The organism is Pantoea sp. AN62 (assembly GCF_050432985.1).
GTDB classification, from domain to species: Bacteria; Pseudomonadota; Gammaproteobacteria; order Enterobacterales; family Enterobacteriaceae; genus Pantoea; species Pantoea brenneri.
The window spans coordinates 12,697-37,506 of the sequence record NZ_JBNPYB010000001.1 but is presented as its reverse complement, the minus strand read 5'-3'; the positions used below and the strand labels follow the sequence as shown (position 1 = coordinate 37,506).

23 protein-coding genes and 1 pseudogene are annotated in these 24,810 nt (G+C 57.3%); 16 read left to right on the top strand and 8 right to left on the bottom strand.

The genetic code is table 11. The features are described from left to right. Positions 1 to 2: 2 nt before the first annotated feature. From FHW04_RS00175 to FHW04_RS00145, 7 genes are all read left to right on the top strand, one after another. Positions 3 to 602 (top strand): DUF2291 family protein, encoded by a 600-nt coding sequence (locus FHW04_RS00175; protein ID WP_031374502.1) that lies wholly within the window; start codon positions 3 to 5, stop codon positions 600 to 602. After that, the gene (locus FHW04_RS00170; RefSeq protein ID WP_089561030.1) at positions 602 to 2,116 is read left to right on the top strand and encodes a sugar ABC transporter ATP-binding protein; all 1,515 of its coding nucleotides are present in this window, start codon (positions 602 to 604) and stop codon (positions 2,114 to 2,116) included. The genes FHW04_RS00175 and FHW04_RS00170 overlap by 1 nt, the downstream gene beginning before the upstream one ends. Positions 2,117 to 2,118: 2 nt before the next feature. Then, a complete protein-coding gene (locus FHW04_RS00165; RefSeq protein ID WP_031374503.1) occupies positions 2,119 to 3,225 on the top strand; it encodes an ABC transporter permease in 1,107 nt (368 codons plus the stop codon). A gap of 189 nt (positions 3,226 to 3,414) precedes the next feature. Next, on the top strand, positions 3,415 to 4,245 hold the full coding sequence (locus FHW04_RS00160) for a transketolase (RefSeq protein ID WP_069729182.1): 831 nt from the start codon (positions 3,415 to 3,417) through the stop codon (positions 4,243 to 4,245). Continuing rightward, positions 4,238 to 5,182, top strand: a complete 945-nt coding sequence (locus FHW04_RS00155; protein ID WP_031374505.1) for a transketolase family protein — start codon at positions 4,238 to 4,240, stop codon at positions 5,180 to 5,182. The genes FHW04_RS00160 and FHW04_RS00155 overlap by 8 nt, the downstream gene beginning before the upstream one ends. Before the next feature lie 2 nt (positions 5,183 to 5,184). Continuing rightward, positions 5,185 to 6,672, top strand: a complete 1,488-nt coding sequence (locus FHW04_RS00150) for an FGGY family carbohydrate kinase (protein ID WP_089561029.1) — start codon at positions 5,185 to 5,187, stop codon at positions 6,670 to 6,672. 18 nt (positions 6,673 to 6,690) lie between these two features. After that, the gene (locus FHW04_RS00145) at positions 6,691 to 8,109 is read left to right on the top strand and encodes an L-fucose/L-arabinose isomerase family protein (protein ID WP_031375303.1); all 1,419 of its coding nucleotides are present in this window, start codon (positions 6,691 to 6,693) and stop codon (positions 8,107 to 8,109) included. A 158-nt stretch (positions 8,110 to 8,267) separates the two neighbouring features. On the opposite strand, the gene FHW04_RS00140 is transcribed toward FHW04_RS00145, so the two are convergent. Both FHW04_RS00140 and FHW04_RS00135 read right to left on the bottom strand, forming a co-directional pair. Further along, complete coding sequence (locus FHW04_RS00140; protein WP_031375304.1) at positions 8,268 to 9,398, bottom strand: mechanosensitive ion channel family protein; 1,131 nt, start codon at positions 9,396 to 9,398, stop codon at positions 8,268 to 8,270. A gap of 98 nt (positions 9,399 to 9,496) precedes the next feature. Continuing rightward, positions 9,497 to 10,231, bottom strand: a complete 735-nt coding sequence (locus FHW04_RS00135) for a flagellar brake protein (protein ID WP_089561028.1) — start codon at positions 10,229 to 10,231, stop codon at positions 9,497 to 9,499. Between the two features lie 212 nt (positions 10,232 to 10,443). Here FHW04_RS00135 and FHW04_RS00130 point away from each other — a divergent pair, with 212 nt between their 5' ends. After that, the gene (locus FHW04_RS00130) at positions 10,444 to 10,692 is read left to right on the top strand and encodes a GlsB/YeaQ/YmgE family stress response membrane protein (RefSeq protein WP_031375306.1); all 249 of its coding nucleotides are present in this window, start codon (positions 10,444 to 10,446) and stop codon (positions 10,690 to 10,692) included. A gap of 61 nt (positions 10,693 to 10,753) precedes the next feature. On the opposite strand, the gene FHW04_RS00125 is transcribed toward FHW04_RS00130, so the two are convergent. The 3 genes from FHW04_RS00125 to FHW04_RS00115 all read right to left on the bottom strand — a co-directional run bounded on the left by FHW04_RS00125 (position 10,754) and on the right by FHW04_RS00115 (position 14,951). Then, on the bottom strand, positions 10,754 to 12,853 hold the full coding sequence (locus FHW04_RS00125) for a TonB-dependent siderophore receptor (protein ID WP_089561027.1): 2,100 nt from the start codon (positions 12,851 to 12,853) through the stop codon (positions 10,754 to 10,756). Positions 12,854 to 13,044: 191 nt separating this feature from the next. Beyond that, positions 13,045 to 14,730, bottom strand: coding sequence for an alpha,alpha-trehalase TreA (gene treA, locus FHW04_RS00120; RefSeq protein WP_089561026.1), 1,686 nt, complete (start codon positions 14,728 to 14,730; stop codon positions 13,045 to 13,047). 59 nt (positions 14,731 to 14,789) lie between these two features. Beyond that, complete coding sequence (locus FHW04_RS00115) at positions 14,790 to 14,951, bottom strand: hypothetical protein (RefSeq protein ID WP_158087056.1); 162 nt, start codon at positions 14,949 to 14,951, stop codon at positions 14,790 to 14,792. On the opposite strand from FHW04_RS00115, the gene ghrA reads away from it, so the two are divergent. From ghrA to FHW04_RS00085, 6 genes and pseudogenes are all read left to right on the top strand, one after another. Further along, a complete protein-coding gene (gene ghrA, locus FHW04_RS00110) occupies positions 14,941 to 15,882 on the top strand; it encodes a glyoxylate/hydroxypyruvate reductase GhrA (protein ID WP_031377877.1) in 942 nt (313 codons plus the stop codon). The genes FHW04_RS00115 and ghrA overlap by 11 nt on opposite strands. Before the next feature lie 39 nt (positions 15,883 to 15,921). Further along, entirely contained in the window at positions 15,922 to 16,659 is a 738-nt protein-coding gene (locus FHW04_RS00105) for a phosphatase (RefSeq protein WP_089561025.1), read from the top strand. Between the two features lie 427 nt (positions 16,660 to 17,086). Continuing rightward, entirely contained in the window at positions 17,087 to 17,719 is a 633-nt protein-coding gene (locus tag FHW04_RS00100; protein WP_089561024.1) for a hypothetical protein, read from the top strand. Further along, positions 17,694 to 17,897, top strand: coding sequence for a hypothetical protein (locus tag FHW04_RS00095; protein ID WP_089561023.1), 204 nt, complete (start codon positions 17,694 to 17,696; stop codon positions 17,895 to 17,897). The genes FHW04_RS00100 and FHW04_RS00095 overlap by 26 nt, the downstream gene beginning before the upstream one ends. Positions 17,898 to 18,126: 229 nt before the next feature. Beyond that, positions 18,127 to 18,411, top strand: a pseudogene (locus tag FHW04_RS00090) (phosphatase); the annotation flags it as partial. 27 nt (positions 18,412 to 18,438) lie between these two features. Next, positions 18,439 to 19,005, top strand: coding sequence for a TorD/DmsD family molecular chaperone (locus FHW04_RS00085; protein WP_031377875.1), 567 nt, complete (start codon positions 18,439 to 18,441; stop codon positions 19,003 to 19,005). A gap of 1 nt (position 19,006) precedes the next feature. On the opposite strand, the gene FHW04_RS00080 is transcribed toward FHW04_RS00085, so the two are convergent. Together FHW04_RS00080 and FHW04_RS00075 are read right to left on the bottom strand one after the other, a co-directional pair. Beyond that, positions 19,007 to 20,371, bottom strand: coding sequence for a CoA transferase (locus tag FHW04_RS00080; protein ID WP_179420042.1), 1,365 nt, complete (start codon positions 20,369 to 20,371; stop codon positions 19,007 to 19,009). A gap of 48 nt (positions 20,372 to 20,419) precedes the next feature. Further along, entirely contained in the window at positions 20,420 to 21,304 is an 885-nt protein-coding gene (locus FHW04_RS00075) for a DMT family transporter (RefSeq protein ID WP_046288249.1), read from the bottom strand. A gap of 178 nt (positions 21,305 to 21,482) precedes the next feature. Between FHW04_RS00075 and FHW04_RS00070 the strand changes: the two genes are divergently transcribed. Then, positions 21,483 to 22,205, top strand: coding sequence for a glutamine amidotransferase (locus tag FHW04_RS00070; protein WP_089561022.1), 723 nt, complete (start codon positions 21,483 to 21,485; stop codon positions 22,203 to 22,205). On the opposite strand, the gene FHW04_RS00065 is transcribed toward FHW04_RS00070, so the two are convergent. After that, positions 22,193 to 22,756 carry a class I SAM-dependent methyltransferase gene (locus FHW04_RS00065; RefSeq protein WP_089561021.1) on the bottom strand — a complete coding sequence of 188 codons (564 nt, stop codon included), beginning with the start codon at positions 22,754 to 22,756 and terminating at the stop codon, positions 22,193 to 22,195. The two genes, FHW04_RS00070 and FHW04_RS00065, sit on opposite strands and share 13 nt — an antisense overlap. A gap of 232 nt (positions 22,757 to 22,988) precedes the next feature. Between FHW04_RS00065 and exaC the strand changes: the two genes are divergently transcribed. Beyond that, a complete protein-coding gene (exaC, locus tag FHW04_RS00060) occupies positions 22,989 to 24,509 on the top strand; it encodes an acetaldehyde dehydrogenase ExaC (RefSeq protein ID WP_031377113.1) in 1,521 nt (506 codons plus the stop codon). Positions 24,510 to 24,810 lie beyond the last annotated feature (301 nt).

Sequence of the window (24,810 nt, the reverse complement as noted above, 5' to 3'; positions counted from 1 at the left end):
TCATGAAACGGATACTGGCGGTATTAACCGGGATGGCGCTGCTCAGCGCCTGTACCGTGGTGGATCTGGATGCAAACGGTCAGCCGATTCTGCCGAAAGATCCGCAGGCGAAACCGGGTTATGCGACCCAGACGCCGCAGCAAATCGCGGAGGAAAGCTGGCAATCACGGGTGATGGACACCGCCAACAGCCATGCGCTGAGCTGGGCTGATATGCAAACCAAAAGTCAGACGGTGAAGGCGGGCGGCCGTGAAAGCGTGTTTGTCCGGGCCAGCGGCACCGTCAGCGCACTGAATGACAGCAATCCGCGTGAGCGTATCCTGACCCTGATACTGAACGGCAAACCGGTTGAAGTCAGCGTCGGGCCGGTGCTGCGCAGTAATGCAATCCGCGATGCCGCCGGTTTTCGTTTTGAAGAGTTTACTAATCAGGTGCAGTACGCCCAGCTGACCCGGGCGCTTAATCGCCATGCGGTGAAGCAACTGCCGACGCTGGACGCCAGCTGGGTCAACCAGCCGGTACAGGCGCTGCTGGCGGTGAGCATCGGACACGGCAGTGTTGATGAGGTGGTGGCAGTCGAACTGAAGCGGGGGACGCCCTGATGGACGATGAGATCATTCTGCGGGCTGAGCAGATTTCAATGCTGTTTCCCGGCACGCTGGCGCTGGATCGCGTCGACTACCGGGTATGGCGTGGCAAAGTTAACGTCATCATCGGTGAAAACGGTGCCGGTAAATCGACCCTGATGAAGATTCTTGCCGGCGTGCAGCAACCCACCGCCGGTGCGCTGTTTCTCAACGGCGCGCCGCTGACGCTCAGCAGCACCCGCGACGCCGCACGGCACGGCATCGGTATGGTGCATCAGGAACTCAATCTGTTTGAGAACCTGACGGTGGCGGAAAATCTGTTTCTGGGACGCGAACTGCAGCGTGGCTTAGCGCCGATTGATGAGGCGGAGCAGGCACGTCGCACCGCGGCGCTGATGGCGCGTCTCGACCAGCCGATTTCGCCCAATGAACGGGTCGGTAACCTGAAAGTCGGTCAGCAGCAGCTGGTAGAGATCGCCAAAGCGCTGGCCGAAGATGCGGACATTCTGATCCTCGATGAACCGACTTCGGCGCTGAGCAAAACCGAAGTGGAGATCCTGTTCCGGGTGATTCGCGATCTGACGCAGCAAGGGGTTTCAATCATCTACATCTCGCACCGGCTGGAGGAGCTGATGGCGATTGGCGATGTCATCACCATCCTGCGCGATGGCCGTTTCCAGGCCGAAGCGCCGGTCAGCAGCATCGACGTGCCGTGGATTGTGCGGGAAATGCTGGGCAGCGAGCCGGTCACCACTTTTCTGCCGGAATCACGCCAGTTCGGGGCCCCGATGCTGGAAGCGCAACACATCACCTGCGTCAGCCCGAACGGCAATACGCTGGTCGATGATGTCAGCTTCCAGGTGCGGGCCGGTGAAATTGTCGGCATCTATGGCCTGATGGGGGCCGGCCGTACCGAGCTGTTTGAGTGCCTGCTGGGCAGCCAGCGCAACTACCTGGGCAAGCTGTGGCTCGACAGCAAACCGCTGCCAACCCGCCTGCCGACTGCGGATCGCATCCGGATGGGCATGAGTCTGGTGCCGGAAGACCGTAAGCGGTCAGGGATTTTTCCGGTTTCCTCGGTGGCGAGTAACCTCACCATCGCCAGCCTGTGGCGGCGGCTGTCGCACCGGTTTGCCATTGCTGATCAGCAGGAGCAGCAGGCGGTGAGTCAGACGGTGGGTAATCTGGCGATTAAGATCTCCTCGCCGGAGGTGGCAATCAGCGCCCTGAGTGGAGGCAACCAGCAAAAGGTGGTGATTGGCCGCGCGTTGCTGACCAATCCGCGCCTGCTGCTGCTGGATGAACCGAGTCGCGGCATTGATGTCGGGGCAAAAGCGGAAGTGTTTCGCATGATGGTGGCGCTGTCGCAGCAGGGTATTGCGGTGCTGTTTTCCACTTCCGATCTGAAAGAGATCATGGCGGTAGCCGACCGCATCCTGGTGATGTCGGGCGGCAAACTTACGGCTGATCTTCCGCGTGAGCAGGCGGAAGAGGCAGCGCTGGTAAAAGCAAGTGCGCAGGGGTTCTGAGCATGAAAAGCAATAACAGCGTGGCGCTGGCCACACTTCCCGCTAAAGCGTTTAACTCGCGTGAAAATTTTTTGCTGCTGTTACTGAAGCTGCGCACCTTTATTGCGCTGATTCTGATCGTCGGGTTCTTTGCTATTACCGTGCCGGATTTTCTGGCGGTCGGCAGCCTGGTGATTATGGTGAAACACATTGCCATCAACGCTTTTCTGGCGCTCGGCATCACCTTCGTCATTATCACCGCCGGCATTGACCTGTCGATTGGTGCCACGCTGGGGCTGTGCGGCATGATCGCCGGCTGGCTGATCACCAAAGGCATTGTGTTACCGATGTTCGGCATTGCGATCTTCCCCAGCGTCTGGCTGATTGTGCCGTTTGTTCTGCTGGTCGGCGCGCTGATCGGTGCTGGCAACGGCTGGATTATCACCCGCTATAACGTTGCGCCGTTTATCTGCACCCTCGGCACCATGTATATCCTGCGCGGCGCGGCAATGCTGACCTCGGGCGGAGAAACTTTTCCCGGCCTGCAGGGTAATCCGCTGCTCGGCAACACCGGTTTCGATCAGATTGGTGCCGGTCATTTTCTTGGCTTGCCCTACGCCATCTGGATGATGGTGCTGCTGGCGCTGGTGATTGCTTATGTCGCGCGCCGCCTGCCGTTTGGACGCCAGGTTTACGCCATCGGTGATAACGAACGCGCCGCCGAGCTATCGGGGGTGAAAACCCGTCAGGTCAAAATACTGGTCTATACGCTTTCCGGCTTCTGCGCGGCGATTGCCGGCATTGTGGTCTCATCGCAGCTGGTTGCCAGCCACCCGGCCAACGGTACTGCATTCGAGATGAACGCCATTGCCGCGGTGGTGCTGGGCGGCACTTCGCTGGCGGGCGGGCGCGGCACCATTGTCGGCACGCTGATTGGGGCGTTTGTGATTGGCTTCCTGGCGGACGGATTGATCATGATGGGCGTCAGTGAGTTCTGGCAGATGGTGATTAAAGGCATCGTGATCATCATTGCGGTGATCATCGATCAGACCCAAAGCCGGATGCAGCAAAAAGCGGCCGTGGTCGCGCAAAAAGCACTGATAGAGGAGGGCGCGCCACTCAAACCTTAATCGTTCTGTCTGCTTACTGAGCCGGCGATCAGCGGATAACCCGCAGGTGAATCCGATATTCCGTGTCCATCCGCCGCCACAACAGCCAGCAGCCATAAAGCAGGCCTGTTTTGCCGGCCGCTTTGCACGCCATTTTTTTAACCCTTGTGAATATTTATTCATAAACGATTTAAAATTCAGAGGTAGCGTATGAATCCTTTCACTCTTCCGGTAGACGATCTGAAGCGCAGAGCGCGAGCGATCCGTCGTCGTATTATCCAGCTTAACGCGGGCAGTCCGGCGGGGGGACATACCGGAGCCGATCTGTCGCAGGTAGAGATCCTCACGGCGCTCTATTTCCGCATTCTCAACTGCGCGCCGGATCGCACTGATGACCCGCAGCGTGACATCTACATCCAGTCAAAAGGGCACGCGGTCGGCGGTTACTACTGCGTGCTGGCGGAGGCGGGCTACTTCCCGACCGACTGGCTCGCCACCTATCAGCATGCGGATTCCCATCTGCCCGGGCATCCGGTACGGCAAAAAACCCCTGGAGTTGAACTGAATACCGGCGCACTGGGACACGGGCTGCCGGTGGCGGTCGGGATTGCCATTGCGGCGAAGAAAGACCGCAGCACGCGCCGCATTTTTGTAGTCACCGGCGACGGTGAGCTGGCGGAAGGCAGTAACTGGGAGGCGGCGCTGGTGGCGGCCCATTACGGTCTCGACAACCTGATCATCATCAATGACAAGAACAAGCTGCAACTGGCGGGCGCGACCCGCGAGATCATGAACACCGATCCGCTGCCGGAAAAATGGCGTGCTTTTGGACTGGAAGTCACCGAGTGCAACGGCAATGACATGGCGGCGGTGGTTGAAACCATCGAAAGCCTGCCGCAGAACGGCAAACCGCAGGTGATTGTGGCGCATACCGAGAAGGGATTTGGCGTCTCCTTTATCCAGAGCAAAGCCGAGTGGCATCACCGGGTACCAAAAGGGGCGGAAATTGAGCAGGCGCTGGAGGAGTTAAAAGATGAGTAATGCACAACATTTAGCCAGTGTAATGGTAACGGCCTTTATCGACGCGGTGAATCGCGGCGTGGATCTGGTCCCGGTGGTGGCGGATTCGACCTCAACCGCCAAAATCGCGCCGTTTATCAAGGCATTCCCCGATCGTTTAATCAACGTCGGCATTGCTGAGCAGACGCTGGTCGGCACTGCGGCAGGCCTGGCGCTGGGGGGTAAAATTGCTGTCACCTGCAATGCCGCACCGTTTCTGGTGTCGCGGGCCAATGAGCAGGTGAAAGTCGACGTCTGCTACAACAACACCAACGTCAAACTGTTCGGCCTGAATGCCGGTGCCAGCTATGGCCCGCTCGCCAGTACCCATCACAGTATCGACGACATCGCGGTGATGCGCGGCTTCGGCAATATTGAGATCTACGCGCCCTCCTGTCCGCTGGAGTGCCGCCAGATTATCGACTATGCGCTGGCGCACGTCGGGCCGGTCTATATCCGTCTGGATGGCAAAGATCTGCCGCAGTTGCACGATGAAAGCTACCAGTTCAGGCCGGGGCAGATCGACGTATTGCGCGAAGGTCATGACATTGCGCTGGTGGCGATGGGCTCCACGGTTCACGAGGTGGTTCACGCGGCTGAGCAACTGGCTGAGCAGGGGATTTCAGCCGGTGTGATCGCGGTTCCATCGATTCGACCCTGTGATACCCAACAGCTGCGCAACCTGTTAAATCACTACCCAGCGGTAATCAGCGTTGAAGAGCATAACGTCAATGGCGGTGTCGGCAGCCTGGTGGCTGAGGTGCTGGCGGAAGGCGGCTGTGCGATTCCGCTGCTGCGGCTCGGTATTCCGGATGGCGAATATGCCATTGCCGGCGATCGCGCCTCAACCCGAGCCCACCATGGCATTGATGCCAGCAGCGTGGTTAACAGTGCAGCGCGTATCTGCGCAGGAGCGTAACGATGGTGGGACCCCTGATCCTGGCGATTGATGAAGGCACCACCAATGCCAAAGCGATTGCGGTTGATCGTTCTGGCAGCGTAGTGGCGCGCGGTAGCCAGGCGTTAACGCTGGCGCATCCGCAACCGGGGCTGGCGGAGCAGGATCCGCTGGCGATCTGGCAGGCAGTAAAGCAGGCGATCGCGCAGTGCCTGGCATCGTGTGGCGGGGCCAGCGTGGCGGCGGTGGCGATCAGTAATCAGCGTGAGTCGGTGCTGATCTGGCAGCGCCACGACGGTCAGCCATTGACGCCGCTGGTGAGCTGGCAGGATCGGCGCTCCGAGCCGTTCTGCCGGGATTTACATCAGGCGGGTAAAGCGCCCCGTATCACCGGCCTGACCGGGCTGGCGGTCGACCCGATGTTCCCGGCTGCCAAGCTGACCGGCATGCTGGCGGCTATCCCTGACGGCGTGGCGCGTGCCGAAGCGGGTGAACTCTGTATTGGCACCGTCGACAGCTGGCTTAGCTGGCAGCTCAGCGCGGGCGAGACCTTTATTACCGATCATGCCAATGCTTCGCGGACCCAGCTCTACAGCCTGCATCTTAACGACTGGGACGATGAGTTGCTGACGCTGTTCCGGCTGCCGCGCGCCGCGCTGCCGCGTATTGTCGCCTCCGCCAGCGAACAGGGCGTGGTCGCGGTGAATGATATTGCGGGCTTAGCGCCGGGCACGCCGATTCTGGCACGCATCGGCGACTCCCACGCCGCGCTGCAGGCACAACGGCGTGGCACAGCGGAAGTGGTAAAAGCCACTTACGGCACCGGATCGTCGCTGATGATGTCAATGGCGACGCCGCTGCTGACCGAAAACGGCCTCAGCACCACGGTGGCCTGGCATGACGGCACCCTGCGTTTTGCGTTCGAAGGCAACATCACCCACACCGGTTCCGGCGCGGCGTGGCTCGGCAGCATGCTGGGGGTTCAGGACCCGCGTCAGCTCACCGCGCTGGCGCAAACCAGTGAAGATAATCAGGGCATCTATTTTGTGCCGGCGCTCTCCGGGCTGGGCGCGCCCTGGTGGGATTTGCAGGCACGCGGCATGGTGTGCGGCCTGACGGATGCGGCCACCCCGGCGGTACTGGCGCGGGTGGCGCTGGAGTCGATTGTCTGGCAGATCGCCGACGTCTTTTTTGCCATGGAACAGGCCAGCGGCCAGCAGCTGCCGGCGTTGTGTGTTGATGGCAGTGCCACCGAAAACAGCTGGCTGATGCAGCTGCAGGCGGATGTGTTGCAGCGCCCGTTGCTGCGGGTCCCGACCGCCGAAGTCTCGGCGCTGGGAGCCGCGCTGCTGGCGGGTAAAGTACTGGGCTGGTGGCAGCAGGGCAGTGATATGCAGGCGTTGCAGGGCGGCAACGTAATCGCGCCACGTGAGGCGTATGCGCAGCGGATGCAGGAAAACTATAAAGGCTGGATCGACGCCGTCGCTCGCTGTCGTTATCAGCCACATTAACCCTTTCGGAGCAGAGCCATGTCAAAACTACCTCAGCAGTTAACCTTCGGCGTCATTATTGGCAACCGCGGGTTCTTTCCCAGCTATCTGGTGGGTGAGGCGCGTCAGCAGGCGGTCGCGCTGTTTGAAAAAATGAACATCAATACGGTGATGCTGGATGAGAGCCAGACCAATCTCGGGGGGGTGGAGACCCGGCAGGAAGCCAAAATCTGCGCCGAACTGTTTCGCCAGCACCGGGATGCCATTCACGGTGTGGTGGTGTTGTTGCCTAACTTTGGTGACGAAAAAGCGATCGCAGAGGCGTTACGCCTCGCCGGTTTGAATGTGCCGGTACTGGTGCAGGCCGAGGAAGATAACCTCGACAAAATGGGGCTGGCGACCCGCCGTGACAGCTTCTGCGGCAAAATATCGCTGTGCAACAACCTGCGGCAATATGGCATTCCCTTTAGCCTGACCCGTCAGCACGTCTGCGCCCTGAGCAGTGAGATTTTCATGCAGGATCTGCAACGGTTCAGCCAGCTCTGCCGGGTAGTCAATGCGATGCGGCGGGTGCGGGTGGGGGCCATCGGTGCCCGGCCCGCCGGATTCAATACCGTGCGCTACAGCGAAAAGCTGCTGGAGAAGATGGGTATTGCGGTCGAAACGCTCGATCTGTCGGAGATTTTCACCCGTACCAACCGGCTGCGTGATGATGATATCCGCGTAGCGGAGAAGCGCGAGATTCTCGAAGCCAACGCCGATGCGCGCGGCATTCCGGGCGAAAAACTGCAAACCATGGCGAAACTGTTCGTGGTGATCAGCGAGTGGGTCAGTGACAACGATATCGACACCACCGCGATTCAGTGCTGGACTTCGCTGCAGGAAAATCTCGGCATTAACGTCTGCTCGATCATGAGCGTCATGTCGGGACAGCTGATGCCAAGTGCCTGCGAAGTGGATGTCATGGGGGCGCTGTCAATGTATGCCCTGGCCAGCTGCTCGCTGAGTCCCGCCTCGCTGGCGGACTGGAATAACAACTTTGGTGACGATCGCGATAAATGCGTGCTGTTTCACTGCGGCAATTTTGCCAGCGCCAGTCTGGAATCGCCCACTATGGGCACGGCCGACATTATTGGCACCACGGTAGGCAAAGAGAACACCTGCGGTGCGGTGCATGGCCGGATGAAAAGCGGCGATCTGACCTATTTCCGTCTCTCGACTGATGATTTCAGCGGCGAAATTAAGGCCTACGTCGGCGAAGGCCTTTCAGTAGAGGATCCGCTGGATACGGTGGGCTGTCGCGCCGTGATTCAGGTGCCACAGCTGGAGTCATTGCTGGCGTGGATTTGCCGTAACGGTTTCGAACATCATGTGGCAATGAACCACTCCGCCACGGCAGAGGTGTTACAGGAGGCGTTCAGCCAGTATCTGGGCGTCAGCTGTTACCGCCATCAGTAGCTAGCTCAGTGCCGGTTCGCGAGGAGAGCGTCAGCAGGACAGAGGTGGCTCGCCTGGCCCACGTTGGACCGCGCGGGCCGGGCGAGTACAGGCGCGGATGATCTTCGCCGGCCTTGCCGTTAAGCAGCGGGGAGGCCGGCATCAGCGCGAAAACCGGCTTAGCGTGCCATTCTGCGTACCTCGCCATCCTCATTGTCCACCGCCACCAGATCCACCGGCGGCAGATTACCGCCGCTGAACTCGACCTGACGGATCGGGAAGGCAAAGCGAATGTTGCGCTGTTCCAGCGCTGCCATCAGCTGCAGGTTAATCTCCTGCTGGATATCCATGTACTTGTTGTAATCGGCGTCCAGCACAAAGTAGACCACTTCAAAGGTAAGCTTCGAATCTTCAAACGCCAGGAAATGGGCACGGTCGAAGCGGGTGGTCTCAACGCTCTGGATAATCTCTTTTACCAGCGGACTGATTTCACGCACCTGCTCAGATGGCGTGGCATAGCTGATACCGAACTTAAACACGATGCGGCGCTGCTGCATGCGCTTGTAGTTATGAATCGTCTGCTGCAACAGAATGGTATTTGAGCATACAATCTGCTCGCCGCTCAGGCTGCGCAGGCGGGTGGTTTTCAGGCCAATATGCTCAATCGAACCGGCAATATCACCAAACACGATGAAGTCGCCGTGCTCAAACGGTTTATCGAAACCGATGGCCAGTGAAGCGAACACATCACTGAGTACCGTCTGAATCGCCAGCGCAATGGCGATACCCCCGACGCCGAGACTGGCAACCAGCGCGGTAATGTTGATGCCCATATTCGACAGAATGGCGAGGAACATCATGATCCACACCACCACGCGCAGCAAAATACCGAGGATCACCGTGGTGACCGGATTGCGCACGTGCAGCGGATCGCGCAGCAGGCTGTGCAGCCAGAGCCGTATGCCGCAGTCGATCCACAGCGCCAGCTGAACGATCAGCGCCAGGAACCAGCCGTGCGATATCGCTACGCGCCACGAGGCGGGTAAATCGACAAATTTCAGCGCGATAAGCAGCGAAAAAATCAGCAGCAGGGTCTGACTGGTGCTGCGCAGAATTTCCACCAGGATGCCGGTGGCCCGAATATGGCGATGTTCGCTATAGCGGGCAATACGGTTAGAGATAAACCGGATCAGGGTACGCAGCAGCCAGTAAATGACGAGGGTAGCGACGATGACGATGGCACTGTTGAGCCAGAAAGATTGATTAAACAGAATGGATTGAAAATGACGTGAAGAAAGCCAGTTTTCCATTGGGGAGATACTCCTTGCTGGGTTCCGGTTTAAAAGAAAACAAGCAAGAAGCATAGCCTGGATGCGGCGCAACTGTGCGGCGCATCCGGCAAAAGAACTTATTGAAAACGGGTCGATTTATCACGCGCCAGGCGCTCAAGGGCAAAAATAACCTGCTGCAGTTGTCGCTCCTGCACCGGATCGAGGGCTGAAAAGCGAAAGCTGAGTCGCGGCGTAATGCGGGTTTCGTTTTTATGGGTGACCACGCTGCGTTCGCCAATGTGCAACAGCTTTACCGGCACTTCAAAATGACCATATTCGCCCAGCTCGACGCGAAATTTTTTGAAGTTGTCGCCGGTTTGTAACCCTTCAGGCAGGGGTTCATCCACCAGCACACCGATTCCGCCCAGCGATAAATCCTGTAGTCGCAGGCGCGCTTTATTGCCGTCGGGCCACTCGGTGTGGCACCAGAACTGCGGTTCCAGCGGCGCATTGACGCGGAAAAATTCGCGACGCTGGATCTGCCACAGCAGTTCAGGCAGCGGCGCGCTGAAGGCAGGCAGTCCCTCGAACTCAACCCGCGTCAGCGCAGCGAGACTGAACTCAACTTTAGCGCCATAGGTTTCCGCCGTAATGCTCAGGTCATCGCAGTTCAGGGCGTAGTCGTTATCCAGGTTGTTACTGCCGAGGTCAAACAGCAACTGGCCTTCATCGGCAGCCAGCATGCGGCTGATAAATTGCCCACGGGAAAAACTCACCAGTAGCGGGGTCTGTAAACGCAGCAGATCCTTCATTACGCCCAGCACGGCCAGCGTGCCCCGTTTTAAATATTGTTCCTGATCGGCTTCTTTCACTTCCTGGCTCCAAAAGGTTAGTGCTTTATTTGTTCTGTTTTTTTTGCCTCATCTCCGTTATCGGCTTGGCAAAAAAAAGCTTTAGCCTCTGACCGGTCAATAATAACTGTGAGCAAGTAAACATTTTTTGAAAACCTGTCTATACTTATCGCGGTAAACCGCTTGATTAATCAAGCGTTCACGATTTAATCAAAAAAAGGAAGGAGCAACAGATGGGTATTATTTCCTGGATCGTCTTTGGCTTAATCGCAGGTATTCTGGCGAAGTGGATCATGCCGGGTAAAGACGGTGGCGGTTTCATTCTGACTATCGTGCTGGGTATTATCGGTGCCGTAGTGGGTGGCTGGATCAGTACGCTGTTTGGCTTCGGTCGTGTCGATGGGTTTAACTTCGGCAGCTTCGTAGTTGCAGTCATTGGTGCCATCGTGGTGCTGTTTATCTACCGCAAAGTACGCAGTTGATCGTAACAGTTTAATAAAAAAAGGGGACGAATCGCTTCGTCCCCTTTTTCACTTCTGGCGATCAGAAATCGTAACCTATCGTCGCCATCACGCTGCGTTCCGCGCCCCAGTAGCAATAGCCGGTGCCGTAGCAGCCCGCCACATATTTACGGTCAGTCAGGTTATTGGCGTTAACCTGCAGCCACGCGCCTTTCAGACTGCTGTTCCAGACCCCGAGATCGGCACGCACCGAAGCATCAAACAGGGTAACTGACGGCACACGGGTAGTGTTTTCGTTGTCTGCCCACTGTTTGCCGATGTAACGCACGCCCGCGCCCGCGCTTAAGCCATAATCAAACTGATAATGACCCCACAGGGCCGCCATGCTGTTCGGCGTCACGTAAGGCGTGTGACCTTCATTGCCATCAACTGAATCTTTAAAGCGCAGGTGATTGAGGGTGTAACTGGCGACGGTGCTCAGACGTGGCGTTAGCTGATTACGCGCTTCCAGCTCGATCCCCTGCGAATGCACTTTACCGGACGGCGTATAGGTGCCGTCCTGGACATTACGGTTAGCCACATCCTTCTGCGTCAGGTCATAGATCGCCAGCGTATAGAGATCGCGGGTGCCGTTCGGCTGATATTTCACCCCGGCTTCATACTGCTCTGCCGTGGTTGGTTTCAGCAGGTTGTTATCAGGATCGGTCAGTGCCGTTGGGGTGATCGCCTGGCTCCAGCTGACATAAGGCGAGATACCGTTGTCAAACGCGTAAAGCAGCGCCGCGCGGCCGCTGATGTGGTCATCCTGCCGCCGATCGTTGCCGCTGTTATTAGCGACAATCCGGTCATAGCGGCCAGAGAGATCGAGATGCCAGCGATCCAGCTTCATCTCATCCTGCAGGTAGAGGCCGGTCTGATAGTAGCGGCGGGTTTCATCGCTCCAGCTGTAGGCCGGCATTGCGCCAACCTGTTCGCCGGTCACCGCATTGAGCTGTGAGGCCCCGCCGGCCGCGCTGCTGATCTCATTCTTATAGCGATGATACTCCGCACCGATCGCCACCCGATGTTCCACTTGCCCGGTAGCGAACTCCGCCTGTAGCCGGTTATCGGTAGCCCAGCCGGCCAGAGAGGAGCGCTCACCGGAATAGTAGCGATTCAGCAGGTCAGGATTTACCGCACTCCAGCCAATCTGATAAACCTGATCGAGATCGACGTTGGAATGGCTGTAGCTGCCGGTGGAGGAGAACGACCAGACGTCGTTAAAGCGATGGGCGAAATCGTAGCTGTAGATCTGTTCACGGCGCTTGAACTGATCCAGATCGCTGTTGCCTTCATAGAAACCGTTGCTCAGCTTATAGCCGTTATGCTCACTCAGGCTGCCGTCGCCCGGCACCGAGCCGTGATAGCCGCCGGACGGATCTTTCTGCAGATAGGCTTTGAGGATCAAATGGGTATCTTCATCCGGTTGCCACATCAGCTGTGGCATCAGCGCATACTTCTCTTCACGGGTATGGTCGTACTGCGTATCGCTGTTGCGGGTCACACCGGTCAGGCGAAACGCCCACTGATCGTTAATCGCGTTGGTGTAATCAAACATCGCCCCGGTGGTGGCGTTATTACCCGCCTGTAACTGGATATGGCCTTCTTCACTGAACTGAGGACGCTTCGTCACCATGTTGACCAGCCCGCCCGGTACCGTCTGACCATACAGAGCAGAAGAGGGGCCTTTAATCACATCGATCCGTTCCAGGAAGGCGTTATCGACCTGCAACACGTTGAAGCTGCCGCCGTCGCTCATCACCCGTAATCCGTCGAGGAAGGTGTTATCAACATCGCCGCCGTGGAAGCCGCGCAGGGCAATGGTGTCATAACGGGTCGCGGCACCGCCGAAGTTGGTAAATACGCCGGAGGTATAGCCGAGCGCCTGATTCAGGGTCAGCGCGCCCTGATCCTGCATCTGCTGGCGCGTCACCACCGACACCGACTGTGGCGTGGTGATCAGCGGACGATCGCTTTTCATCGCGCCCTGGCTGGTCGTGGCAAGATATCCCTGTGTCGGGGAGTCAGCTTGCTCCTGCGGCTGGGCTGTGACCACCATATCAGCAGCAAAACTCAGGGCCGGCGCGGTCAGCGCCAGGGTGCAGAACGGGACATAACCTTTCAGCGGCGAGGGCAATCTCATTGAAATTCCTTTCATGGCAGAGGTTCAGCAGGTGAATAATGGTCTCGATAAGCATTCTCATTATCAGAGTGAGAATTATTACCGTTTGTAAGTTCGCTGCAATTTTGCCTGGCAATCGAAGAACGTCAAGTAAATTTCGCTAAAAGGCGAGGGCAGAGACCGCCGGCAAGGCCGACGGTCTCCAGAGAACATCAGGGTTGAGCGGCAGACGCCTGAGGAATATCGTGGGCGCTGTTACAGGTTTTATCTTTCGGGCAATATTTATCCAGCAGTTTCAGCGTGACGCCGTTGGTCCAGCCGAAGCCGTCCTGCAGCGGATATTCACCGCCACCACCGCCGCCGAGGTTTTTGCCTTCAACGACATATTTTTCAACCAGCTTGTGTTCGCGGTCATAGGTGTTCTGCACGTTCTGCAGGAAGCGCAGCCCGACCTCTTTCGCCAGTTTAGGTTGATTGTAGTGTTCCAGACCTTCCACTGCCACCCATTGCAGCGGCGCCCAGCCGTTCGGGGCGTCCCATTGCTGACCGTTATTAACGGTGGTGGTCACCAGTCCGCCCGGTTTCAGCAGCTGTTTTTCCACCGCACTGGCGGTGCTTTCAGCCTGCTTATCGCTGGCAACCCGCAGATAAAGCGGGAACAGCGTGGCGGCGGTCAGCTGCGAATGCACCTGTTTTTTCTGCCAGTCGTAATCGGCATACCAGCCCTGTTTGCTGTCCCACAGGTAGCGGTTAATCGCGGCCTGACGCTTCTCCGCACGGTCGGCAAACTGCTTCGCCAGATCGTCCTGGTTATTCATCTGATAGCCTTTCGACAGCGTCTGCTCCAGATGGAACATCAGGCTGTTGAGATCGACCGGTGCCAGTTGGGTGGTACGGATGGTCGCCAGATTGTGGGCATCAGTGAACCAGCGGGAGCTGAAGTCCCAGCCCGATGCCGCGCCAGAACGCAGATCGCGATAAAGCTCCGCCTTGTCACGCTGTGGCGCTTTCTTCGCGGTGGTCACATCATCCATCCAGGATTCGGTACGCGGCACATCGCGCGCATCCCAGTAGCGGTTCAGTACCGTGCCATCGCTGAGTTTGATGGCGCGTTTACTGGCTGAGCCGGCGGCCAGTTTGTCACTGTCGGCCATCCAGTAGTCATACTCTTTCTGCAGCTGTGGCAGGTAGCGGGTATAGGCTTTGCCGTCATCGTGGCTCGCCAGCAGGTCCACCATCAGGCTAAAGAAAGGCGGTTGCGAACGGCTCAGGTAGTAGCTGCGGTTGCCGTTCGGAATGTGGCCGTAACGGTCAAGCAGCGAGGCAAAGTTATCCACCATATCCTGCACCCGATCCCAGTGGCCACTTTCCGCCAGGCCGAGCATCGTAAAGTAGCTGTCCCAGTAATAGACTTCGCGGAAACGGCCGCCCGGCACCACATACGGTTTCGGCAACGGCAGCAGCGAGTCATACTGACCGGCACTGCTGGCGGTGCGGGTCAGCACCGGCCATAAGCCGTCGATATGGTCACGCAGATTCTGCCCGGCAGGCGGCACATATTTATCGCCCTGAGTGGGCAGCGTGAAGTTGGCGGCAACAAAGCGTTTCAGATCAAAGTTGCGCTGTTTCTTCTGCATCTGCCAGTCGGCCAGAATTGATGCCGGATCGTATTTTGGCACTGCATCAGCAAAGGTTTTTTGATCGGGGAAGAACTTTGCTTGCTGTACGGCATTAAACAGTGGCCCTAAACGGACATCCGGCGGCTGCGGCTGATTATTCAGCATACGCGACGTGTCGTCGGCGTGAACGGTGAAGGCAGGTACGCTCAGCAGCAGCGTGAGCAGAAGGGGTGCATAACGCTGACGCCGTTCAGTGGCGTTTACCTCAATTTTTGTCATCGGTTTTTCTCCTTGTCCGAAACGCGGCCGCGTGTAACGCATTGACCACACGACCAACTTTAGACCTTATCTGCCCGCTTCACCCTGAAGCCAACCGGAAATGTGAAGCCACGTGAATAATTTTTACTGAAAAAAGCGTTTTTTCCAGCCGGTTTTTGCTTGCCCTGATGCCGGTTTTCCCTGACGCTGAAAGAAAAAAAGGAGAGCAGGATGGAGATCATCTGGTATCACCCGTCGCAACCCGCCGCGACATGGATTAACGGTTTACAGCAGCGTCTGCCGCAGGCGCGGGTACGCGCCTGGCAACCGGGCGATGAGGGTCCGGCCGATTATGCGCTGGTGCGTTCTCCGCCAGCAGAGATGCTGCGAGGGCGCGCCGGGCTGCGCGGGGTGTTTGCGCTGGGTGCCGGGGTTGATGAAATTCTCCGCCAGCTACAGCAGTATCCGGATATGTTGCCGGAGACGGTGCCGCTGTTCCGGCTGGAAGATACCGGTATGGCGCGGCAGATGCAGGAGTATGCGGTCCACAGCGTGCTGAGCTGGTTCCGCCGCTTTGACGATTACCGGTTACAGCAACAGCAGCGCTGCTGGCAGCCGCTGCCCGCTTATCCGCGCGACAGCTTCACCATCGGTATTCTCGGTGCCGGGGTATTGGGGCAGAGCGTGGCGGAAGCGCTTAAACCCTGGGGATTCCCGGTGCGGGTCTGGAGCCGGTCGCCGAAGCAGATCGCGGGCGTAACCAGCTTTGCCGGCCGTGAGGCGCTGCACGATTTTCTGCAAGAGACCCGGGTATTAATCAACCTGCTGCCCAGCACTGCGGAAACCATCAACCTAATCAATCACGACTTTTTCCAGCAGCTGCCGCACGGCGCTTTCTTCCTCAACATCGCACGCGGTGCGCAGGTGGTGGAAGCGGATTTACTGGCGGCGCTCAACAGCGGCCAGCTGAAAGCCGCCGCGCTGGATGTGTTCCAGGTCGAGCCGTTGCCGGAATCGCATCCGCTCTGGTCTCACCCGCGCGTTACGCTGACACCGCATAATGCTGCGGTAACCTTAATCGACGAAGCTATTGACTATATCGCCCGGGCGATTCACCAGCATCAGGCGGGAGAAACACCGCAGGGGCGGGTCGATCGTCAGCGTGGCTACTAATTACCCTGCCCAATCAGGGGCTATCAGCAGGAGAAGATGATGTATCCGGTAGATCTGCATATGCACACCATCGCCAGTACGCATGCCTACAGTACGCTGCACGATTACGTCACTCAGGCCAGGCAAACGGGACTGAAACTGTTTGCCATTACCGATCACGGGCCTGATATGGCCGATGCACCGCATTACTGGCACTTCATCAATATGCGCATCTGGCCGCGGGTGATTGATGGCGTCGGGATTCTGCGCGGTATTGAAGCCAATATTAAAAACCAGCAGGGCGAGATTGACTGCTCCGGTCCGATGCTGGATGCGCTGGACCTGATCGTGGCGGGCTTTCATGAGCCGGTCTACGCACCGCGTGACCGAAAACACCATACTGACGCGATGATTGCGGCGATGGCGGGGGGACTGGTGCATATCATCAGCCATCCGGGTAACCCGAAATTCCCGGTGGATATCCCGGCAATCGCCGAGGCTGCAGCCCACTACAATGTGGCGCTGGAGATCAATAACTCCTCCTTCACTCATTCGCGTCCGGGCAGTGAACCTAACTGCCGGGCGATCGCTGAAGCGGTGCGTGACGCGGGCGGACGGCTGGCGTTTGGCTCAGATTCACACACCGCCTTTACGCTCGGCCATTTTGAACACTGCCTGCGCATCACCCGCGAAGTGGATTTTCCAGAGGATCGGGTGTTAAATGTCACGCCGCGGCGTCTGCTCGACTTTCTCGAGCAGCGTACCGGCAAACATATTGCTGAACTGGCTGACTTTTAATTTATAACGACGGGGACTTACATGCCGCCAGACTTCCTGCACCTGGTGTAAGCGGTGGGTCTGAAATATCTTATTTGCGGCTGAGTTCCCGAGTTGAAACTCCGCCTTTAGCTTTGCGGAGGAAACTGATGATCTGTTCGTCGCAAAATTGCTTCCTGATGGAGATGTCCTCACATTGCTAATGAAGACATGACTAACATCGGGATGTATTAATCAACAGGGAGCAGATTAATTCTATAATGAGTATTTAAAGACGCATCAGGAAGCCTCTATAAGCAACTTCAGAGAAGTCGTGAAAGGATGCATACAAGAAAATAACTCAATACAGCCCCGAAAAGGGGCTTTTTAGTGCCAGCAATATCTGATTTGAATAGCATGGACTTGTTCAGATACTATCAAACATACCTTAACAAAATAGAGTCAGGGAATGGACGCTTCAAATATCGCTCAAGGCATCTGGGATAGTATAACAGGCCTTCCACAGAGCCTGTACTATGGTGCTAAACGTACATATATAAGTACCGGTGCAGTGGGGTATGACCGTAAGTTGCGTAACGACCGTGAAAACGAACGTTTTTATCAGGTGGTCAAATTACTTATTAGCAATGAAGAACCCTTACGCAGATTAGTTACGGTTGTAATTACCGAGTTTTACAGGAAACTTGACGCTCAAGGTAAGGAAGCTATCCACAATCAACTGGCCTATGGTGCCGGACGGATAGGGGGGCGACTGGGCGGTCAGGTTTTTGTGTCACAAACAATAGCGATGGCAATTATCAAGAACTCCCGTAGTCGTTACGCCTATAAAACCCTGTACCGTTTCGGTGCTAGCTTCACTATCTCAACTGCTTTATGGCAAGGACTCATTGAGGAAGCCGCACTGGGAAGCCGCAGGTTAGAGAACCACTACAATGTCATATACTGGAAGGTACAGCCGCAAGGGCTTGACATGATCTATTTTGTCGTTGAAGAGCAGCTTAAACCTTATCTGGATTATATCAGTAGTCACTCTCAGACCTGTCGAAGGATCAATAATGAAATTTGTAAAATGGCTGGGTAAACTTTCGGCACACCTAATCGAAGGAACGGTTACAGCAGTTATGAGTTTCGTTGCTCTCGCTTCACTATTTGTGTTCGATAGTCTGGCATTGAAACTTGGTGGCTTCTTTGGATCTGCCCTGATGGGATATGGGGCCGCTTATTTCCTTGGTAAAGCCAGAGGTGAGCATAAGGAATGACGGTTACAGTAGATTGACCTATCCCCCATAGTTACCGTCCAGATAGCAACTATAGGGTTTATGCAGATCTACCATCACATTCCCGATGACACTACCACAATCATAGACGGCATACCGATCGGCTATAATTACTCACGATCCGACACAGTTCTCATAGCGTACATCCAGCATGGCTATTACAATCTTCCTGCTCACTATGCCTGCTATTGCCGAGGCAACAGCGTAATAAGACGTGGTGCTGGAACTAAATAATTCTTCCTTTACTCATTTGCGTCCGGGCAGTGAACCTAACTGCCGGGCGATCGCTGAAGCGGTGCGTGACGCAGGCGGACGGCTGGCGTTTGGCTCAGATTCACACACCGCCTTTACGCTCGGCCATTTTGAACACTGCCTGCGCATCACCCGCGAAGTGGATTTTCCCGAGGATCGGGTGTTAAATGTCACGCCGTGGCGTCTGCTCGACTTTCTCGAACAGCGTACCGGCAAACATATTGCTGAACTGGCTGACTTTTAATTTACTTTGCCTCAAGGAAACTGACTCATGAATGAGTTTTCCATTCTGTGCCGCGTGATCGGCTCACTGTTCAATCGTCAGCCGCAGGACCCGCTGCTGGTGCCGCTGTTTACCCTGCTGCGTGAGGGAAAACTGCAGGCGCAGTGGCCGCTGGAGCAGGACGAACTGCTGACCCGTCTGCAACAGAACAGCGATCCGCAGGCGCTGGCCGCCGATTACAATGCGCTGTTTGTCGGCAGCGACTGTAAGGTGTCGCCGTATGCGTCACAGTGGCCGGAAGGAAAAACCGAACCGGAGGTGCGCGCATTTCTGACCTCACGCGGCATGCCGCTGAGCGATGCGCCTGCCGATCATTTTGGCGTACTGCTGCTGGCGGCGTCATGGCTGGAAGATCAGTCAGCGGAAGATGAGAGCAGCGCCCAGCTGGCGCTGTTTGAAGAGTATCTGCTGCCGTGGTGCGGCACTTTCCTCGGTAAGGTTGAAGCGCACGCTACCACCGCGTTTTACCGTACGCTGGCCGCCCTCAGCCGTGAGGCGATTCAGGCGATGTACAATGAACTGCTCGACAGCACCGACTCCCAGCAGGATGCCTGATTTACCATGATGCCGGGTGCGTACCCGGCAGACAGCCCGGCGTCGCGCAGAGTTGTGCGGTGCCGGGCAGCCAGGATGGCGCCCGCAGCCTCACGCCCAGCCCCCACTGCGTTAACTCATAAAATGGCAGATTATCCTCTGTCTTCGCCAGGATAGCTGATTGATCGCTGCCCGGTGCCGCAGGATGCTGCTGCAACAGCCTGGCGGTGCGCGCCAGCGATAGCCGCACCTGGCTGCCATATCCGTTAGCCAGCCGCTGACGTAATCCCTCCAGTACTGCCGCTGCCAGCAGATAACCGGTGGCATGATCCAGCGCCTGCACCGGCAAGGGCGTCGGCTTATCACTCTGCTGCCACTGCATTCCCTGTTCGGCAATGCCACAGCCCATCTGCACCAGGCTGTCAAAGCCGCGCCGGTTGCGCCACGGACCCTGCCAGCCCCACGCATTCAGGCTGACGTCAACCAGCCCTGGTGCCAGCGCCTGTCGGGTAGCGGCATCAAAGCCGAGCCGTTCCAGCGCATCCGCCCGATAACCGTGTACCAGCACATCGGCCTCACGCAGCAGGTGGCTAAACTGCTCGCGATCGGCAGGGCGCGTCAGATCGAGCACCGCCCGGCGCTTGCCACAGGTGATCTCCTCATCCAGCGACGGTTCCTGCCAGCCTGGCGGATCGATACGCAACACATCGGCACCGAGGCTGGCCAGAAAGCGGGTGGCGACCGGACCGGCAATAATTCGCGTCAGGTCCAGCACCCGAATGCCGAGCAGTGGACGTGCCTCGGGCAGTTGCCACTGCGGCGCGGCGGCCTGATCGGTGGTCTGCCAGGCGAACAGCGGCTCCTGAGCCACGGCCTGGCCCTGCGGATGCTGCTGCCAGGCGGCAGTGCTGCGCATCTCCGCGGCGCAGCCGCCCGCATCAACGATCGCCTGCTCCAGCTCACCGGCGGACCAGCGCTGCACCTCTCGCGCCAGCGAGCGACGGTCAGCGTGCTGGCCCAGCACCCGCTCCATCGCCTGCCGATGATGGGCGGCGTTGGTATGCAGGCGGATCCAGCCATCGCGGCTGGCGTAATCGCCGGCAAAGGCATCCCACATCGCGGGTGCAGGGCGATTAAGCGGCATAAAACTGTGCTGAAACCAGCGCGACGCCAGCCGGACATTCACCTCAACCGGGCGGCTGGTATTGATCAGGGCGGCTGTGGCCTGCGTGGCGAGGCCGATGCTGGTGGCCGCCAGTTCACTGACGGCAAAGGCGGCGGGGAAACTGGCGTTATCGACAAAGGTGGGTAACGGATGCGCTGCGGCGTTGCCACGCAATCCCTGCCACATCTGCTGCCAGAGGGACGTGGCGAGCTGATGGTCCATGTGCTGTGCTCCTGACGAGTGACAATCACTCAAGCATAGCACGCGTGATTAACGTCGCCGCAGACGCGGGAAGCGGGCATGCATTCGCAGATTACGCAGATTGATCACCGCAATCGCCGTGCCGAGGATCACCAGCGAGGCACCAATAATTTTGAAGCTGTTAAGGCTGTCACCCAGCACCACAATCCCCATCAGCACTGACAGCACCGGCGTCAGCAGCGAGTAGGGCATGATCAGGTTAACGTTGTATTTCTTCAGCAGCATATACCACAGCGTATAGGCGACAATCGATGAGGCGATGGCGCTGTAGAGGATGGCAAACCAGCCGTGCCAGCCCGCATGACGCAGGGCGTAGAGCTGATGCGACTCCATCACCAGGCTGGCAACACCGACAATCGGGATGGCGAGGAAGGCGATCCAGCCGGTCATGGTCAGCGGTTTAATTGACGGCGATTTTTTGACAATCAGGTTGCTGACCGCCCAGCCGGTTGCGCTGCACAACAGCAGGCACAGCACCCACCACGTAGGAATGGTCGGGCTGCCGGAGAGCACTACCACGCCGCTCAGCGAGATCATAATGCCGGCCAGCTGCACCAGCTTCAGCTTCTCTTTTAACACCACCATCGCCAGCAGCATGGCAATCGGCGTACCGAGCTGAACCACGATTGCGCCGGTCCCGGCATCGGTGTACCGCATACCGACAAACAGCAGCGAGAAGTGCATAAAGCCGAAGGTAAAGGCCAGCAGCAACAGCCAGGGTAGCTGCTGTCGGGTGATGCGGCAGAACGGCACCAGCACAATGGCGACCACCACAAAACGCATAAAAGTCAGAAACAGCGGCGGAAGCTCAAGTAAGCCCCATTTCACCGCCACGTTGTTGAAGGCCCAGATACACACCACCATCAGAACCAGAAAAAAATGCCGCACCGCCACAATAATATCCTTAACTTTTTTTGCTTAGCTGGCTAATGATGGCACGAACCAGGGCATTTCAGGCAGCAGCGGTTAGAAATTTTCTGTCGCGCTGAGAAAAATAAAATCATAAGACTTTTTTGCGCGTTGCTGTCAGACTGATTTTCCGAAACGCCTCTTGAACAGGACCCGATTCGGTATGACCCACACGCCCGCCTTGCCCATTGCATTGATTCAGCTTGAAGTCCCGCCCGCTAACGTCGTCGCGCAGATTGGTGAACAACCACGCTGGTTCATTGACGCGTTAGAGTTACAACCTGATGAGTATCTGATCGTCCGTCCGCATCTGGGCGAGGCGTTGCCGGCCTTCGACCAGATTTCTGCGGCGATCCTCAGCGGATCGTGGGCGATGGTCACTGACCATGCCGACTGGAGCGAACGCAGCGCCGCGTGGATCAGAGCGGCCATCGACGCGTCGTTGCCGTTACTGGGCGTCTGCTACGGCCATCAGCTGATGGCGTATGCGCTGGGTGGCGAGGTGGCAGATAACCCGAATGGCTGGGAACGCGGTCTGCTGCCGGTCACCTGCGGTGCCCAGGCGCAGCGCGACCCGCTGTTACGGAAACTGCCGCCGACCTTCAGCGCCTGGCTGTCGCACCGACAGTCGGTGCTGACGCCGCCGTCGCAGGCACAGGTATTAGCCGCCTCTGAGCGCGATGGTTGCCAGATTATTCGTTATTCACCGCAGGCGCTGTCAGTGCAGTTTCATCCCGAATTCTCGTCAACCATCATGCGCGCCTGTCTGCCGGACGGCAGTGGTGAGGTGGCTGGTGTGATGGAAGGAAAAGACTGGGCGCGTGAACTGTTAACCACCTTCTGGCAACAGACGCGCCCGTCAATTGAGCAGGCTCAGGGAGCGTAGTGGCGGGTACAGCGATAAACCCAGGCGGGCGGCACGTTTTTCAGTACCCGTTGCCGCTCCCAGGTAAAATAGCGTGACAGGTCAGGCTGGGTCAGCGAAGTGTACTGAAATTGCACAAACACTCCGTTCGGGCCCAGCGCAGCGTAGACCGCGCGCAGAATCGCCTCACGCAGTGCAGGCGGCAGCGACAACAACGGCAGGCCGGAGAAGATCGCATCATATTGGCCGTTGAGATACTCCGCGGAGCAGGTGCGTACCGTCATACGATGATCGTCCAGTGCATTAAGCTTCTCCGCCAGCATACTGCTGATTTCGAACACATCCAGCGTGGCTTCCGGTGCCATTCGTTCCAGTAACCGACGGGTCAACACACCGTCTCCTCCGCCAAGCTCGGCGATACGCAGCTGATTATTCCATTCCACCGACTCGATCATGGTGCGGCACAGCGCATCGGATGAGGGCGTAATACTGCCCATCTTGCGCGGATTGCGGATGAACTGATGCACGAAGTTTGCCTTGGCGCGCATTAAGGTGAAAGCCGAAGCCAGCATGCTTACCTCCAGTATGAATTCTTCCTCATATTGACCCCATCCTGCTGACAAGTTTCTTATTTATAAGCGCAACCGGGAAAAGTCGGAATTATCTGTAGTGGCAGCCGATGCGGCTTTTCCTTCGGGGCGGTCACAGTTTCCGGGCAACAGATCTGACAGGCTGGCAATGATCCTTCATGTTAATAATAAGTTTCATCATTGTTGCATCTCGTCACCTGTAAGGAGAATGACCATGCGTTACGCCGCCCCCGGAGAACAGGGTTCTCTGATCACGCTACAAAAGAATTATGGCAACTTTATTAATGGTGAATTCGTCGCGCCGGTGAATGGCAACTACTTCACCAACACTTCACCGGTAAACGGTTCAGCGGCAGGTGAGTTTCCGCGTTCTGACCGCGCGGATGTGGATAATGCGGTCGCCGCCGCAGCGGCAGCGGCCGATGCCTGGGGTAAAACGTCACCGCAACAGCGTTCATTGCTGCTACTGAAAATCGCTGACCGGCTGGAGCAGAACCTGGAATACATGGCGGTAAACGAGACCTGGGATAACGGCAAGCCGGTGCGGGAAACCCTGGCCGCCGATATGCCACTGGCGGTCGATCATTTCCGTTATTTTGCCGGCTGCGTGCGGGCGCAGGAGGGCAGCGCAGCAGAGATTGATGAATTTACCGCGGCCTACCATTTCCATGAGCCGCTGGGGGTGGTGGCGCAAATTATTCCGTGGAACTTCCCGCTGCTGATGGCCGCATGGAAGCTGGCACCGGCGTTAGGTGCCGGAAACTGCGTGGTGCTGAAACCGGCGGAGCAGACGCCGTTATCGATCACCCTGTTTGTCGATCTGATTAAAGATTTACTGCCGCCCGGTGTACTGAATGTGGTGCACGGTTTCGGCAAAGAGGCGGGCGAAGCGCTGGCGTCCCATCCGGGCATCGCCAAGGTCGCCTTTACCGGATCAACCGCCACCGGCGGCCATATTCTGGAGCTGGCAGCGAAAAGCCTGATCCCTTCAACGGTCGAACTGGGCGGCAAATCCCCCAACATCTTCTTTGAAGACATCATGCAGGCGGAAGAGAGTTTTATTGAGAAAGCGGCTGAAGGCGTGGTGCTGGGCTTCCTTAACCAGGGCGAAGTCTGTACCTGCCCCTCGCGGGCGCTGGTGCAGGAGTCCATTTACGAGCCGTTCATGGCGGCGGTGATGAAACGCGTCAAAACCATCAAGCGGGGCGATCCGCTCGATACAGAGACGATGGTCGGGGCGCAGGCGTCACAGCAGCAGTTCGATAAGATTCTCTCTTATCTGGAGATTGCCCAGCAGGAAGGCGCAGAGGTGCTGGTGGGCGGGGGGGTTGAGAAGCTGGACGACGCGCTCGCCAGTGGTTACTACATCCAGCCGACCTTACTGAAAGGTAACAACAGCATGCGGGTGTTCCAGGAAGAGATTTTTGGCCCGGTGATTGGCATTACCACCTTCAAAGATGAAGCCGAAGCGGTCAGCATCGCCAATGATTCGATTTACGGCCTGGGTGCTGGCGTCTGGACGCGCGATATCAACCGCGCTTACCGCGTGGGCCGGGCGATCAAAGCCGGGCGAGTCTGGACCAACTGCTATCACCTCTATCCGGCGCATGCCGCTTTTGGCGGCTATAAAAAATCGGGTATCGGACGTGAAACCCACAAGATGATGCTCGATCACTATCAGCAAACCAAAAACCTGCTGATCAGTTACAGCATTGAGCCACTGGGTTTCTTCTGAGCGCCTGAAACCGTCAGACCTGTTTAACACGGCTGCTTAATCGGTAACAAAATCCTAAAGCCACGCCAGACAGCGTGGTTTTTTTTGTCCTGTTGCCAGTGACTTTTAAGCGGCGCTGTAGTGAAAGCAGGATTCTGAGGGCGGTGAGGCTGAATCAATCAGAAACACCGGCCAGAGCAACTCACTGTCTCAAAATTAATATTTACATCAACTAATCAGGACAGCCCTGCCACACCCGGCGCGCTAGCCTTGTAACATATTTGTTTTTAACTTTATGAAATTATTGGTTTTATGTCGAATC